The organism is Streptosporangium subroseum (assembly GCF_900188345.1).
Lineage (GTDB): Bacteria > Actinomycetota > Actinomycetes > Streptosporangiales > Streptosporangiaceae > Streptosporangium > Streptosporangium subroseum.
On the sequence record NZ_FZOD01000005.1, the window covers coordinates 189,218 to 203,720 of the forward strand.

Annotated in this window: 11 protein-coding genes; 10 read left to right on the forward strand and 1 reads right to left on the reverse strand. The window is 70.8% G+C overall.

The annotated features are described in order from the left end of the window. The first annotated feature begins 143 nt into the window (after positions 1 to 143). The 9 genes from CHC08_RS52335 to CHC08_RS07480 all read left to right on the forward strand — a co-directional run bounded on the left by CHC08_RS52335 (position 144) and on the right by CHC08_RS07480 (position 12,760). On the forward strand, positions 144 to 3,875 hold the full coding sequence (locus CHC08_RS52335; protein WP_179281929.1) for a S8 family serine peptidase: 3,732 nt from the start codon (positions 144 to 146) through the stop codon (positions 3,873 to 3,875). A 195-nt stretch (positions 3,876 to 4,070) separates the two neighbouring features. Next, a complete protein-coding gene (locus CHC08_RS07445; protein ID WP_089206433.1) occupies positions 4,071 to 4,811 on the forward strand; it encodes an SRPBCC family protein in 741 nt (246 codons plus the stop codon). A gap of 246 nt (positions 4,812 to 5,057) precedes the next feature. Continuing rightward, positions 5,058 to 7,880 (forward strand): Na+/H+ antiporter subunit A, encoded by a 2,823-nt coding sequence (locus CHC08_RS07450; RefSeq protein WP_245878183.1) that lies wholly within the window; start codon positions 5,058 to 5,060, stop codon positions 7,878 to 7,880. Beyond that, the gene (locus CHC08_RS07455) at positions 7,877 to 8,710 is read left to right on the forward strand and encodes a Na(+)/H(+) antiporter subunit C (RefSeq protein ID WP_089206435.1); all 834 of its coding nucleotides are present in this window, start codon (positions 7,877 to 7,879) and stop codon (positions 8,708 to 8,710) included. The genes CHC08_RS07450 and CHC08_RS07455 overlap by 4 nt, the downstream gene beginning before the upstream one ends. Positions 8,711 to 8,753: 43 nt before the next feature. Beyond that, positions 8,754 to 10,355 (forward strand): Na+/H+ antiporter subunit D, encoded by a 1,602-nt coding sequence (locus CHC08_RS07460; RefSeq protein ID WP_089206436.1) that lies wholly within the window; start codon positions 8,754 to 8,756, stop codon positions 10,353 to 10,355. A gap of 160 nt (positions 10,356 to 10,515) precedes the next feature. Further along, the gene (locus CHC08_RS07465; protein WP_089206437.1) at positions 10,516 to 11,064 is read left to right on the forward strand and encodes a Na+/H+ antiporter subunit E; all 549 of its coding nucleotides are present in this window, start codon (positions 10,516 to 10,518) and stop codon (positions 11,062 to 11,064) included. Next, entirely contained in the window at positions 11,061 to 11,321 is a 261-nt protein-coding gene (locus tag CHC08_RS07470) for an MrpF/PhaF family protein (RefSeq protein ID WP_089206438.1), read from the forward strand. Before CHC08_RS07465 ends, CHC08_RS07470 begins: the two co-directional genes overlap by 4 nt. A 175-nt stretch (positions 11,322 to 11,496) precedes the next feature. Continuing rightward, on the forward strand, positions 11,497 to 11,835 hold the full coding sequence (gene mnhG / locus CHC08_RS07475; protein WP_245878184.1) for a monovalent cation/H(+) antiporter subunit G: 339 nt from the start codon (positions 11,497 to 11,499) through the stop codon (positions 11,833 to 11,835). Between the two features lie 25 nt (positions 11,836 to 11,860). Next, positions 11,861 to 12,760, forward strand: a complete 900-nt coding sequence (locus CHC08_RS07480) for a hypothetical protein (protein ID WP_089206440.1) — start codon at positions 11,861 to 11,863, stop codon at positions 12,758 to 12,760. Between the two features lie 391 nt (positions 12,761 to 13,151). Here CHC08_RS07480 and CHC08_RS49365 read toward each other — a convergent pair whose 3' ends face one another. Beyond that, a complete protein-coding gene (locus CHC08_RS49365; protein WP_089206441.1) occupies positions 13,152 to 13,517 on the reverse strand; it encodes a hypothetical protein in 366 nt (121 codons plus the stop codon). Positions 13,518 to 14,001: 484 nt separating this feature from the next. Here CHC08_RS49365 and CHC08_RS07490 point away from each other — a divergent pair, with 484 nt between their 5' ends. Further along, positions 14,002 to 14,478: a TIGR00725 family protein gene (locus CHC08_RS07490; protein ID WP_245878185.1), complete on the forward strand. Its 477-nt coding sequence runs from the start codon at positions 14,002 to 14,004 to the stop codon at positions 14,476 to 14,478. The last annotated feature ends 25 nt before the right edge of the window (positions 14,479 to 14,503 follow it).

The window sequence follows — 14,503 nt, forward strand, 5'->3', positions numbered from 1 at the left end:
AATCCGTATACGGTACGGATGCCCCGTCCCGCGCCCCTCCCTAGCCTCAGTGATCGTCCGTGCGACGTGCGGAGAGGCATGAAGGGCCAACGATGCATCCCATATCCCCCCAAATTCCCAGAAGGCTGGCCACAGCCGCAGCGTTGACCGCGCTGGTGGTGAGCGGCCTCGCCTGGCCTGGATCGGCCTCCGCGGCGACCGGCGACGAAAAGCAGAAGACCTACATCGTGCAGATGCTCCCCGAACCCGTCGCGACGTACGACGGCGAAGTGGCCGGGCTGGCCAGGACCAAGCCCGAGCGGGGCAAGAAGATCCAGCCCAGGTCCGCCGCAGTGACAAAATACGCCGACCACCTCAAGGGCCAGCATGACGCCGCGCTGAAGAAGGCCGGCGGCAGGAAAATCTACGACTACGTCTATTCCTTCGGCGGGTTCGCCGCCAAGATGACCGCCGCGCAGGCGGTGAAGATGCGGACGCTACCCGACGTCGTGGCGGTCACCGAGGACAAGAAGGTCACGGTGCAGACCTCCTCGACGCCGTCGTTCCTCGGCCTCGATGCCCGCGGCGGCCTGTGGGACCAGCTCGGCGGCCCCAGCGGCAAGAAGGGCGGCGCCGGTGAAGGCCTCGTCATCGGCGTGATCGACAGCGGCATCTGGGCGGACAACCAGAGCTTCGCCAACCCCGATCCGGACCGCCACGCGTACAGGCCGGTCGACGGCTACACCGGCACGTGCGACCAGGGCAGCCCGGACGACTCCTGGGACGCCTCCCTGTGCAACGGCAAGATCGTCGGCGCCCGGCACTTCGACGAGGGCTGGGGCGGCGACCAGGGCATGAAGGAGTTCATGCCGTGGGAGTTCGCCTCGCCGCGTGACTACAACGGCCACGGCACCCACACCTCCTCGACCGCCGCGGGCAACCACGACGTGCGGGTGACCGGCCCCGCCGCCGGGTACGGCACGATCAGCGGCATCGCGCCGCGCGCCAGGATCGCCGTGTACAAGGCGCTGTGGTCCACCCAGGCCGCGGACACGGCCAACGGCTACAACTCCGACATGGTCGCCGCCATCGACCAGGCGGTGGCCGACGGCGTCGACGTCATCAACTACTCCGTCTCCGGGACGAGCACGGACTTCCTCGACCCGGCCGAGCTCTCCTTCCTGGCCGCCGCCGACGCGGGCATCTTCGTCTCCGCCGCCGGCGGCAACAGCGGCCCGGCCGCGAACACGGTGGCTCACCCGTCCCCGTGGATCACCACGGTCGCCGCCGGCACGCACAACCGGACCACGCAGGGGAGGGTGACGCTGGGCAACGGCGCCTCCTACACCGGGCCATCCGCGGCTCCCACGAAGGCGGGCCCGGCGCCGCTCATCGACGCCGCGACGGCGGGCCTGCCCGGCGCCGACCCGGCGAAGGCGGCGCAGTGCTGGGCCGCCCGCGACAACGGCGGCACGGCGGTGCTCGACCCGGCCAAGACCAAGGGCAAGATCGTGGTCTGCGACCGCGGCGTGACGTCCCGGGTCAACAAGAGCGTCGCGGTGTCCGAGGCCGGCGGCCTGGGCGTCATCCTGACCAACGTCGACGACGATTCGCTTTACACCGACCTGACCAGCGTTCCGACCGTGCAGCTGCAGGTGAAGGACCGGCAGGCCGTCAAGGACTACGCGGCCACCGGCGGCGCCACCGCCACCGTCGAGCAGGCGACGGTCAACACCGACGCCCCGGCCCCGTACGTCGCGGACTTCTCCTCGCGCGGCCCGCTCAACGCCGGCGGCGGCGACGTGCTCAAGCCCGACGTGATCGCCCCCGGCCAGGACATCCTCGCCGCGTTCTCCCCGGCCGGCTCGGGGGGTCTCGACTTCAACCTGTCCAGCGGTACGTCGATGGCCGCCCCGCACATCGCCGGTCTCGCCGCGCTGCTGAAGGACCTGCACCCCGACTGGTCGCCGATGGCCGTCAAGTCGGCCCTCATGACCAGCGGCACCGACGTCAAGGACGGCCCCGCCGACGACCCCTCGGTGATCTTCGGTGCGGGCGCCGGCCACGCCGCCCCGAACAACGCCGCCGACCCCGGCCTCGTCTACGACAGCGGCACCAACGACTGGATCGCGTTCCTCTGCGGCGAGACCAAGGGCGTCACCAAGGCCGCCTGCGACGAGCTGAAGAGCGAAGGCTACTCGTTCGACCCGAACGACCTGAACACCCCCTCGATCGCGATCGGCCGCCTGACCGGCACGCAGACCGTGACCCGCAAGGTGACCAACGTCGGCCGCTCGACCGCCACGTACACCGCCTCCGTCACCGGCCTGGGCGGGATCAAGGCCAAGGTGTCGCCGAGCACGCTCAAGCTCAAGGCGGGCGAGACCAAGTCGTTCACGGTCACGTTCAGCCGCACCACCGCCGCGATGAACGCCTACGTCGGCGGCCACCTCACCTGGAAGGAGAAGAAGAAGCACACCGTACGCATCCCGCTGGTGCTGCGACCGGCGCAGGAGACCTGGGCGGCCTCGTACGGCGTCGCGGGCGGCCCCGACTCCGGCGAGTACGTCACGCTCGACCCCAAGGGTGAGCGGGTCTACGTGACCGGCCTCAGCCAGGTGGCCACGTTCGGCCAGGACAGCCGGTCCATGGTCACCGTCGCCTACGACGCGGTCACCGGCGCCGAGCTGTGGAACAGAAGCTACGTCGGCCCGGCGAAGGTGTACGACGAGCCGTACGGCCTGGAGACCAGCCCTGACGGCTCCAAGCTCTTTGTCGTCGGCGCCAGCCAGGGCACCGGCACCGGCCTCGACGCCGTCACGATCGCGTACGACAGCGCCTCGGGTAAGCAGCTGTGGGAGACCCGGCACACCACTCAGGGCTCCGCCGGCGACTACGCCAAGGGAGCCGCGGTCGCGCCCGACGGCAAGACCGTCTACGTCACCGGCATGACCTCGTTCGGTGAGGCCGACAAGAACGACTACTTCACGGCCGCGTACGACGCCACCACCGGCAAGCAGTCCTGGTACGTCCAGTACGACGGCCCGGGCTCCAGCACCGACGACGGCCGGGAGGTCGTGGTGACCCCCGACGGGTCCAAGGTCGTCGTCACCGGCCAGAGCGCCGGCCCCGAGGGCACCGGCCTGACCGACTGGGGCACCGTCTCCTACGACGCCGCCACCGGCAAGCAGCTCTGGGCCGCCGACCTCAACGGCGAGGACAACGGCCTGGACATCCCCTCCGCCCTGGCGGTCACCGAGGACGGCAAGGCTGTCGTCGTCACCGGCGTCACCAGCAACCCCGGAACGCTGACCGACTACACCACCGTCTCCTACGACGTCGCCACGGGTAAGCAGCTCTGGGCCGACACCTACGACGGCCCCGCGCACGAGAGCGACACCCCGCACGACATCACCTTCGCGCCCGGCGGCAAGCTGTATGTCACCGGCAACACCACCGGCGAGGGCTCCGGGTCCGACTACACCACCATCGCCTACGACCCGGCCACCGGCGCACGCTCCTGGGTGCGGAGCTTCGACGGCACGGCCAAGAACGAGGACTACGCCAACGGCGTCCGGGTGACGCCGGACGGGAGCAAGGTCGTCGTCACCGGCGAGAGCAGCGTGAGCAGCGAAACGGAGCTGGGCACGGCGGTGACCATGGACTACGTGACCATCGCCTACGACGCGGCCACCGGCGAGCCGATCTGGACGGGCCGCTACGACGGAAACGTCGCGGCCGGGGACTCCGCCCGCGGCCTGGCCGTGGACGCAACCTCCGGCAACGGAGTCCGCATCTTCGTGACCGGCGTCAGCGCGACCGGCGGCACCCCGCCGAACGCCGCCGAAGTGGACATGGTCACGGTCGCCTACTTCGAACCGTGGAAACAGTCCTGACCTTTCAGTGACACCGCGCCCCCGGCCTCCCCAAGGAGCCGGGGGCGTTCCCAACGTGTGGTTCGCGGGCCCGGGCGACCGAGGCGATCTTTCCGGAACCCTCATGAGCTGGGACCTCTCTGACAATCGCACGCCACGCCATAGGGCAGATGTTGCTGTTATCGCTCCGCCGGGCGATTGCCTAGGGTGGTTCGTGTGAAGCTCGCAGGCAGTGCCGTACTCGGCATCGACAGAGATCGTGTGTGGTCCGCGCTCCAGAACCCGGCCGTGCTCGTGTGCACGATCCCGGGTTGCGAGCGGCTGGAGGAGACGGGGCCCGACACCTACCGGATGATGGTCACCGCGGGAGTCGCCTCGATCAAGGGCGTCTACCAGGGCGAGGTCGCCCTGTCCGAACCCGACGCGCCGCAGCGGTTCGTGCTCAGGGCCCGGGGCCAGGGCGCCCCCGGCACCGTGGACGCCGTCGTGGAGGTCCGCCTCAGCGAGGTCGAGGGCGGCACCCGGGTCGACTACGACGCCGAGGCCGTGATCGGCGGGATGATCGGCGGGGTCGGCCAGCGCATGCTCAGCTCGGTCGCGAAGAAGACCGCGAAGGACTTCTTCGCCGCCGTCGAGAGCCACCTCGTCCTCAACGAGACGGCCGTGCCCGTTCAGGCCGTCCCCGTTCCCGCCGTGACCGCGCCCGCGGTCCCCGTTCTCGACGGCGCCGCGCCGGGCGGGCCGTCGGCCACCGCTTTCACCGCGCCGGCCGCGCCGGGCGTCCCGGGTACAGCGGGGCAGGCCGGGACCGCGCAGGTCTTCGAACGTCCCGCCAAGCAGCCCAGGCCCGGCGTTCCCGCGTGGTCGCTCCTCGCGGGGTTCGGGATGGGCGCGGGCGTCGCGCTCGGCAGCGCGGTGATCGGCTGGCTGCTCGGCCGTAGCAGCAGGAAGCGCTGATCGGCCGTACCGCTGGGAAACGGTGACCGGCCGCATCGGCGGGAAGCGGTGACACGGCCGGCCGTGTCGCCGAGAGGCGGTGATCGGCTGTACCGGCGGAAAGCGGTGATCGGCCGGCTGTGTCGCAGGGAAGTGCCGAGCGGCGGTGGCGATAGGAAGCGCTGATCATGCCCCGGTGAAGAACCAGCGGTTTTCGGGTCAAGCGGTTCGCGCGCTTGACCGGTGAAACGCGCATCTCCTGGCAGTTTGGGATACGTCGACCACGACGGTTGCCGGGGGAACATGGAGCCGCTGCTGATCCTGCACGCCGTGGCCGCGGTGCTCGCCCCGGCTCTGGTGCGCCGTCTCGGTCGCGACGCCTTCTTCGTGCTCGCCGTGCCGCCGGTGTGCGGGTTCGCCTACACGCTGTGGGTGGCGCTGACCGGCATCCCGGTCGAGTCGCACCACTCCTTCGCCCCCGCTCTCGGCCTCGGGCTGTCCTTCCGCGCCGACGCGCTCGCCGTGCTCATGATGTCGCTGGTCACAGGCGTGGGCGCGCTGGTCCTGCTGTACTGCTCGCGCTACTTCGCCCCTGGAGACGACGGGCTCGGCCGGTTCGGCGGGGTGCTGGTGGCGTTCGCCGGGGCGATGCTCGGGCTGGTGGTCGCCGACGACCTGCTGCTGCTGTACGTGTTCTGGGAGCTGACCACGGTCTGCTCCTACCTGCTGATCGGCCACGTCCCCGAGAGCAGGACCGGCCGCAGGGCCGCGATGCAGGCGCTGACCGTCACCACGTCCGGGGGGCTGGCGATGCTCGCCGGCATGGTCATGCTCGGCGAGGCGGCGGGGACCTACCGGATCTCACAGATCGTCGCCGACCCCCCGGCGGGTGGCATGGTCTCGGCGGCGGTGGTGCTCATCCTGGCCGGGGCGCTGTCGAAGTCGGCGATCTTCCCGTTCAGCATGTGGCTGCCGGCCGCCATGGCCGCGCCGACCCCGGTCTCCGCCTACCTGCACGCCGCGGCGATGGTGAAGGCCGGGATCTACCTGCTCGCCCGGCTGGGCCCGGCGTTCGGGGAACCGGCCGTCTGGCGGTGGCCGGCCGTATCCCTCGGCCTGCTCACCATGCTGCTGGGCGGTTGGCGGGCCCTGCGCGAGAACGACCTCAAGAAGCTGCTCGCCTACGGCACGGTGAGCCAGCTGGGTTTCCTGGCCGTGCTGTTCGGCGCGGGCACCCGGGACACCGCGATCGCGGGCGTCGGCATGCTGGCGGCGCACGCGCTGTTCAAGGCGTCGCTCTTCCTGATCGTCGGCGTCGTCGACCACTCCACGGGCATCCGCGACCTGCGCGAGCTGAGCGGCCTGAGGCGTTCGGCGCCCTGGCTCTGCGCGGCGACCGTGGCCGCGACGGCCTCGATGGCGGGGATCCCGCCGTTCCTGGGATTCGTCGGCAAGGAGGCCGCCTTCGAGTCGCTGCTGACCGGGCGGCTCACCGACACCGTGACGCTGGCCGGGGTGGTCGCCGGCTCGGTGCTCACCGTCGGCTACAGCGCGCGGTTCCTGTGGGGAGCCTTCGGCAGCAGGCCCGGCCTGGAACCGGTCCCCGTCCACCGCACCGGCGCCGCGATGTTCCTGCCGCCCGCGCTGCTCGCCGCGCTCGGACTTCTCGCCGCCCCCTTCTCCGGCCGGTACGGCCAGGCGATGGAGAGCTACACCCGCACCTTCCCCGGACCCGGCCACGGCACCCACCTCGCGCTGTGGACCGCCTCGCCCGTGCCGCTGCTGCTGTCGGCCGCCGCACTGGCCGGGGGAGCGATCCTGTTTCTGGCCAGGGAGCCGCTGTCGCGTGCCGGGGCCGCCCTGCACGTGATCGACTCCGGCCGGATCTACTGGGCTCTCGTCCGGGGACTGGAACGCTTCTCCCTCCAGCTGACCGGTGTCACCCAGCGCGGCTCGCTCCCCGACTACCTCATGATCGCATTTGTGACCGCGGCGGGGGTCGAGGTCTTCTCGCTGCTGTACGGGCCCATCACCCGGATCCGGCTGGACGTGGTCCCCTGGGAGCGCGTCGAGCAGCCCGTCATCGGGATCCTCCTCATCGCCACGGCGATCGTCGCGCTCCGGGTGCGGGCGCACATCGTGCTCGTGCTGGTGGCCGGGCTGACCGGATACGGCACCGCCCTGCTGTTTCTGGTCCACGGCTCGCCGGACCTGGCGCTGACCCAGTTTCTCGTCGAGACGCTGAGCCTGGTCGTGTTCGTGCTGGTGCTCCGCAGGCTCCCGGCGGGATCGAAGGAGGGCCGGTTCAGGATCCCCTTCGGCGTGCGACTGGTCCTCGGGCTGGTGAGCGGCGCCGTGGCCGCCGGAGCCGGGATCCTGGCCGTGAACGCGCGCCAGGCGGTGCCGGTCGGCACGCTGATGGCCGCCGCCGCCGAGGAGGCCGGGGCCTCCAACGTCGTCAGCGCGCTCCTGGTCGACATCAGGGCGTGGGACACCATGGGCGAGAGCTCGGTGCTCGCCGTCCTCACCCTGGGAGTGACCGGCCTGGTCTTCCTGCGCCGCCGTACGTATTCGATGGAACGCCCGCCGGAGACGGCGGGCACGGACACCCGGACGGCCTGGCTCTCGGCGACCCTGCCCGCGGGGCAGCGCGCCGTCATCGTCGAGGTCGTGGCCCGGCTGATCTTCCACACGGTGGTGCTGATCTCGGTCTTCCTGCTGTTCACCGGGCACAGTTCGGTCGGCGGGGGGTTCGCGGGAGGCATCGTGGCCGGGCTTGCCCTGGTCATCCGCTACCTCGCCGGTGGCCGCTACGAGCTGGCCGTCGCCGCGCCGGTCACGGCGGGAGTGCTGATCGGCCTGGGACTGCTGCTGTCCACGACCACCGCGTTCTGGGGACTGCTGTTCGGTGGCGCGCCGCTGGACATGCTCTCCGCCGACCTGACGGTCCCGCTGGTCGGCGGGCTTCACCTGTCCACCGTGCTGCTGTTCGATCTCGGGGTCTACATCACGGTGGCGGGCATGGTGCAGGACATCCTGCGCAGCCTCGGCACCGAGCTGGACCGGCAGATCGAGGAGGAGGCCGGGTGACCGCCTCGCTGGTGCCGTTCGCGGCGTCGGGGGTTCTGGTGGCGACGGGGGTGACGCTGCTGCTGGAACGGAGCCTGGTCCGGCTGCTGGCCGGTGTCATCCTGCTCGGCAACGGGGTGAACCTGCTGATCCTCACCGCGGGCGGGCCCGCGGGGGAGCCGCCGATCCTCGGCAGGTCCGACCCGGACCGGATGGCCGACCCCCTGCCGCAGGCGATGGTGCTCACCTCCATCGTGATCACCCTTGGCGTCACCGCGTTCCTGCTCTCCATGGTTCACCGGTCCTGGCAGCTCACCGGCGGCGACGAGGTGCAGGACGACACCGAGGACCGCCGGGTACGGCTGCGCGCCAGGCGCGGAGAGCTCGCCCAGGCCGTGCTCGACAGGCAGGAGGCGTACCGGCGAATGGTCCGGGAGCAGCGCGCGGAGCTCGCCCGGCTGGAGGCGGCGCGGCACGAGAGGGAGCGCAGGGAGGCCGAGGAGCTGGAGCAGCGGATCCTGGACGTCAACGTGGACCTGGGCCGATGGCTCCAGGAGAACAAGGACGAGGGACTGTCCACGGAGCGGCTCGCGGAGCGCTTCGCCGAGGCCCAGCGTGCCGAGGACGTCTCCAAGGAGGGCAGGCAGGAGCGGGTCCGTGAGCTGCGCGCGGAGTTCGCCCGCAGGGAGCGGGAGCAGGCCGAGCGGGAACGGCACATCCGCAGGCGGCTCCGTACCCGCCGGCGCGAGGCGCGCAAGCAGCTGCGCGCCGCGATCCGGGCCGACCGGGAGCGGCAGGCCAGGGCGCAGGACCCCGACCTGGAGGGGCCGGACCCGGAGGAGGAGAGCTGATGGCGATGCCGCATGCCGTACGGGACGCACGGGGGGAGCGCCGGTGGAGGCGCTGATCTCGGTGCCCGTGGTGCTGCCGCTGCTGGCCGCGGGGCTCAAGCTGGCCATCGGCAGGCGGCTGCGCAGGCTTCAGGCGCTCATCAGTGTGCTCACCCTCGCGGCGGTGCTGGCGGTGTCGCTGATCCTGCTGCCGGTGGCCGACAGGGAGGGGCCGCTGGTGGCCCGCGCGGGAGGCTGGGAGGCGCCGATCGGCATCGCGCTCGTCGCCGACCGGCTCTCCACGCTGATGCTGGTGGTCTCCTCGGCCGTGACGCTGTGCGTGATGATCTACTCGCTGGCCCAGGCCTACGCCGACCAGGAGGACAGGGCCCCGCTGTCGATCTTCCATCCGGCCTACCTGATCATGGTCGCCGGAGTGTCGGACGCCTTCCTCTCCGGCGACCTGTTCAACCTCTTCGTCGCGTTCGAGATGCTGCTCAGCGGGTCCTACGTACTCCTCACCTTCGGCGGGACCGAATCCCGCATCCGGGCGGGCGCCACCTACGTGGTGATGGGGCTGGCGTCGTCGCTGCTGTTCCTCGTCGCGATCGCGGTGGCCTACGGCGCGACCGGCACCGTGTCGATGGCCCAGCTCGCCGAGCGGTTCTCGGTCCTTCCCCAGCACGTCAAGCTGCTCGTCGAGCTGATGCTCCTGCTGGTCTTCGTGGTCAAAGCGGCGATCTTCCCGATGTCGGCGTGGCTGCCCGACTCCTATCCGACCGCGCCCGCCCCCGCGACGGCGCTCTTCGCGGGGCTGCTCACCAAGGTCGGCATCTACTCGATCATCCGCCTGGAGGCGCTGCTGTTCCCCGGCGGGCCGGTGAGCGGCCTGCTGATGTGGGCGGCGCTGCTGACCATGCTGCTCGGCGTGTTCGGGGCGGTGGCGCAGACCGACATCAAGCGAATGCTCTCCTTCACCCTGGTCAGCCACATCGGCTACATGGTGTTCGGGGTGGCGCTCTCCACCGTCGCGGGCATGGCGGGCGCGGTGTTCTACGTCGTTCACCACATCACCGTGCAGACCAGCCTGTTCCTGGTGACCGGGATGATCGAGCGCCGCGCCGGGACCACCTCGCTGGACAGGCTGGGAGGCCTGATGAAACTGGCGCCCCTGATCGCGGTGCTTTTCTTCGTTCCCGCGATGAACCTGGCGGGGATCCCGCCGATGTCCGGCTTCCTGGGCAAGCTGGCGTTGATCCAGGCGGGAGTGGCGGACGGCCGCCCCATGGCGCTGACCCTGGTCGCGGGGAGTCTGATGACCAGCCTGCTCACCCTGTACGCCGTGGCGACGACGTGGAGCAGGGCCTTCTGGCGGGCACCGCCCCCCGGAATCAGGCAGACGGGAACCGTACTGGAGAGCGAGGAGCGGGAGGACGGGGAAGACCCCGCCTCCCGCGCGCACGGCACCGAGGGGATCACCGGGCGCGCGATCGTGACCAGCGTGAACATGCCGCTCGCCATGCTGGGCTCCACGATGGCGCTGGTGGCGCTGGCCCTGTCGTACACCGTCATGGCCGGGCCGTTGTCCGCCCTGGCGGAACGGATCGCCACCGAACTGCTGGCCCGCGAGCCGTACATCTCGGCAGTGCTCGAAGGCGCGCGATGAACGGCCGGTTCGGCAGTGCTCGAAGGCGCGCGGTGAACGGCCGGTTCGGAGGCGCGGTGAACGGCTGGCTCGGTGGCGCTCGGAGGCGCGGTGAACGGTGGACCCGGCGTGTTCGGGGGCGCGCGGTGAACGGCGGGCCCGGTGTGTTCGGGGGCGCGCGGTGAACGGGGGAGGAGGTCAGCGCTTCGCACCGCGGCTGCTGGGCAGGCGCGTACCACTGGTGCAGGTGGCCTGGCTCACGCTGGTCTGGCTGCTGCTCTGGGGCGAGTTGACCGTGGGCAACGTGCTCGGCGGTCTGCTGGCCGGGCTGGTCGTCGTGTGGCTGCTGCCACTGCCGGTGCTGGACTCCGGGCTCCGCATCCACCCCATCGGACTGCTCGTCTTCCTGGGCCGTTTCGCGGTGGACATGCTGGTCTCCAGTTTCAGGGTCGCCTTCTGGGCGTTGCGCCCGGGCGCTCCTCCGGTCCAGATCGTCGAGGTACGGCTGCGCTCGTCGTCGGAGGTCATGGCCGTGCTGATCACGGTGGCGCTGTCGGCGCTGCCGGGCAGCCTGGTGCTCGAGGCGCACGTCAGGGAGAGGCAGCTGGTGCTGCACGTGCTCGGCATCACGGGTGACGCGCGGGCCGTCACCGAGGCGGACGTGGCGCGGCTGGAGAACCGCATCCTGGCGGCCTTCGGCACCCGCGCCGATCAGGAGGAACTGCGATGACGGCGGTATATCTGACCGTGCTCGCGCTGCTCGGCGGCGCGGCGGCGATGACGCTCTACCGGCTCGTGCGCGGTCCCACCATGCTGGACCGCGCGGTCGCGCTGGACGTGCTCACCGCCGTGGTGATGTGCGGGATCGGAGCCGGGGCGACGGCACTCGGCGAATACTCGGCGCTGCCCGTGCTGCTGGTGCTCTCCCTGCTGGGGTTCGTCGGATCGGTCTCGCTGGCCAGGTTCTTCTCGGGGCGAGCCCGATGACCGCGCCGATCGGATCTTTCGCGAGCCGGGTCCGTTGGCCGCACCGACCCGGTTTTCCGCGAGGTGGGTCCGTTGGTCGCATCGACCTGTTCTCTGTGAGGTGGACCGGTTGTCACGTCGGCCGGGTTCCCGGTGAGGTGGGTCCGTTGACGGTTCCGCTCCGGTTCTCCGGGAGGTGGGTCCGTTGACCCCGTTGGATGTGGCCGCCGCGGCGTGCGTGCTGCTGGGCGCGGGACTGGCGTTCGCGGCGGGAGTCGGGATGGTCAGGTTCCCCGGCACCCTGGCGCGCATGCACGCGGCGACGAAGCCCCAGGTGTTCGGACTGTTGCTCATCCTGCTGGCCATGGGACTGCGCAACCCGGGCTGGACGGTCGTGGGGATGCTGCTGCTCATCGCCGTCTTCCAGGTGGTCACGGTGGCGGTGGCCGCCTACGTGGTGGGACGGGCCGCCTATCTGGGGGAGTCGCCGGAGGACGACGGCACGGCGAGCCCGTTCTCAGAACCTCGCGCTTAAGGATCTCCCGGCGTACCGTGTCGGTATGCGGGAGGCACGTGCGGAGGACGCAAGGACCGAGGCCAGACGACTTATACGTGATCTGCTGGGTGAGGAGCGGCCTGACGCCGCAGTTCTGCTGCGTGAGGCGGGCACGATGCTGGGCGCCGACCGCGTCGAGCGCTGTGTCGAGCTGGCACGCGGCGCTCCTCTCACCCGGAGGTCCACCGAGCTCGCCGCGCTGGCCGGCCTGCTGGTCGGCACCCGCGAGCTCGGCGAGGAATGGTGGCGGCGCGAGCGCGGTGGCAAGCTGCCGTCGCCGGACGAGGTGCTCCGGACCTCGACCGCGATCGACCCGTGGACCGACCTGACCGTGCTGGAGATGCTCGCCGCCTGGATCGCCGACGACGTGGCGGACGGAGCCTGGGGCCGCCCTTTCGCCGTGACCGACCTCAACTCCTGGCAGGCGGAGGACCGGGTCGAGCTGCCCGAGGACGCCACCTCGGGACAGCGGATCGTGGTCTCCTTCGACGCGGGCGGCCGGCTCGACGCGGTGGTTCTCCGCCGACCGGACGACGAGCTCGGCTCCAACCTTGACTTCGACTCGCTGCGTTACTCCCGCCCGGCCGAGGCCCAGTGGAGCTGGGGCGTCGCCGCCGGGCTCGGCCCGCACCTTCTGGACGAGGATCCCGATCCCTACGGGGAGCCGGTGGACGCCCGAGCCGCCGAGATCCTGCACGCCTGGGCCCTGGGACACGGCGCCTCCGCCCAGCAGGCGGGTGAGGTCTGGAAGGTCAAGGGCGACGTCGTCGCAGCGATCGAAAGGGTCGACTGGATGTGGCGCAGCGCCGAGTGGTTCGCCTGGTGGCGAGGCGTGGCCGCTCTGGTCGACGGAGAGCCCAAGCAGCTCGCCGCCCGTCTCGAAGAGATCGCTGACGCTGCTTAGCGCCGAGTTCCCTGCCGCACACCGCCGTGCGATCTCTCGCCGTGCCGCGGGCCTCGGAGATGAGCGAATCGATAAACTCGCACGCTCTGGCTTCCCGATCTGCGGTCACTTCGCCGTGCACCTGATCGGCTGACCGGCACGCCCCCGAAAACCTTAACGGTGCCAGTCAGCCGACCATGTTCTTGGACGTTGCAGCCTTCTCCGCTTTCGAAAACGCGACCTTCTCGGAAGCCCGGTGGCCTGGGCGAACCGGCTCACCTCAGGGCGAGAGTCGCGCTCGGCAGGACGCAGCATCCGAGGAACGGTGGAGCCGGATCGTGCGCCGAGCCCTGTCCCCTATGGGAGAAGGTGCGGACCGGCCCGGCGGTGCTACCGGGCCGGGCTTCGGTCCTCAGTGCCGGTCGCCGCGGTTGTGGTCGCGCCGGTCGTGGTCGCGGCGGTTGTGGTCGCGGTCGTAGTCGCGGTCGCGGTGGTTGCGGTCGTAGTGGTGGGAACGGGCGTAGTCGAAGGACACCGCCCTCCAGCCGCCGTTGAACCACCGGTAGAAACGGTGACCGTCGAAGCGGTAGCGCTCGCCGCGGTTGGACACGCTCACCGCTACGGTCTGATGCGCGGTGACCGAGGCGGCCGCGGTGACCGGGGCGGACGCGGTGGTCGTGGTGGCGGCCGAGGCGGCTCCGCCGGTGGAGGCGATGATGCCGCCCGCGATCGCCAGCGTCGCGGCCGCCGTCGCCAGGCTCCGTGTGATCTTCTTCATGTCATTTCCCCCTTGAGTGGTGCGCGCCGTTCTCAACGCGCACCCTCAAGCTAGATGGGTGAAATGTTCTTTTCTGCGTACAAAGTCACATATAAGCACTAATGCGCACTATGACACATAAACGGCCTTTTTTGGGTGTGATGTCCGTGACCGTGGTACCGGTGCGTCCAACGCGGCAGCTTGACGTCGATGTGCGTTCCGCTGCTCCATCAGCCCTGCGACGGTGCGGGGAGGAGCGAGGGCGGGGCCGGCCGGTGGCGTGGATCGGCGAGTTCGTGGGCGGAGCGGGCCGGCCAGATCATCTGTCGCCCACGCCCCGCATCACCGAGGCGAGGCCCCTTGGTGCACGATCGGCGCCTCGCCGTTCATAGCGGACGCCCGCACCCATGATCCGTCGGCGCGGAGTATCCAGATTGTGCGGCGGCCGTCCTCGCCTCGCTCGTGGTGGCGCTCGATACCGGGGCGGCGCTGGCAGGATCTCATCGTGATCCAGGTATCGGTCTGTGGTCCGCGCGACTGCACAGGCGAAGACGAGTCCAACGCCCGCGAGATCGGCCGGCTGCTGGCGGAGCGCGGCGCGGCGGTGATCTGCGGCGGTTACACGGGGGTCATGGCCGCCGTGGCGGCCGGCGCCCGATCGGCGGGCGGAACGGTGGTGGGAATCCTGTCCCGAGCGGACAGGGAGCACGCCAACCCGGACCTTTCCATCGTGATCCCGACCGGCATCGGAGAGGCGCGAAACAGCGTCATCGTCAACTCGGGGGACGCCGTGATCGTCATCGGTGGGTCGTGGGGCACCCTGTCCGAGCTGGCACTCGCGATGCGCCGCGGACGTGTCCCCGTGGTCCAGCTCGGCGGCTGGCGGCTCCTCGACCATGACGGGCGCCCAGTGGCCGGTATCAGGCACGCGTCGTCCCCGGAGGACGCGCTGGCGATTACCAGGCTCTGGCCCGACCGCTGACCTCATCGTCGTGGCCGCACGCGGT

What these genes read in the sequence shown, in the direction of transcription:
- CHC08_RS07470 (WP_089206438.1), top strand. Translation starts at nt 11,061, where the DNA reads ATGACGGCGGTATATCTGACCGTGCTCGCGCTGCTCGGCGGCGCGGCG.
- CHC08_RS07480 (WP_089206440.1), top strand. Translation starts at nt 11,861, where the DNA reads ATGCGGGAGGCACGTGCGGAGGACGCAAGGACCGAGGCCAGACGACTT.
- CHC08_RS49365 (WP_089206441.1), bottom strand. Translation starts at nt 13,517, where the DNA reads ATGAAGAAGATCACACGGAGCCTGGCGACGGCGGCCGCGACGCTGGCG.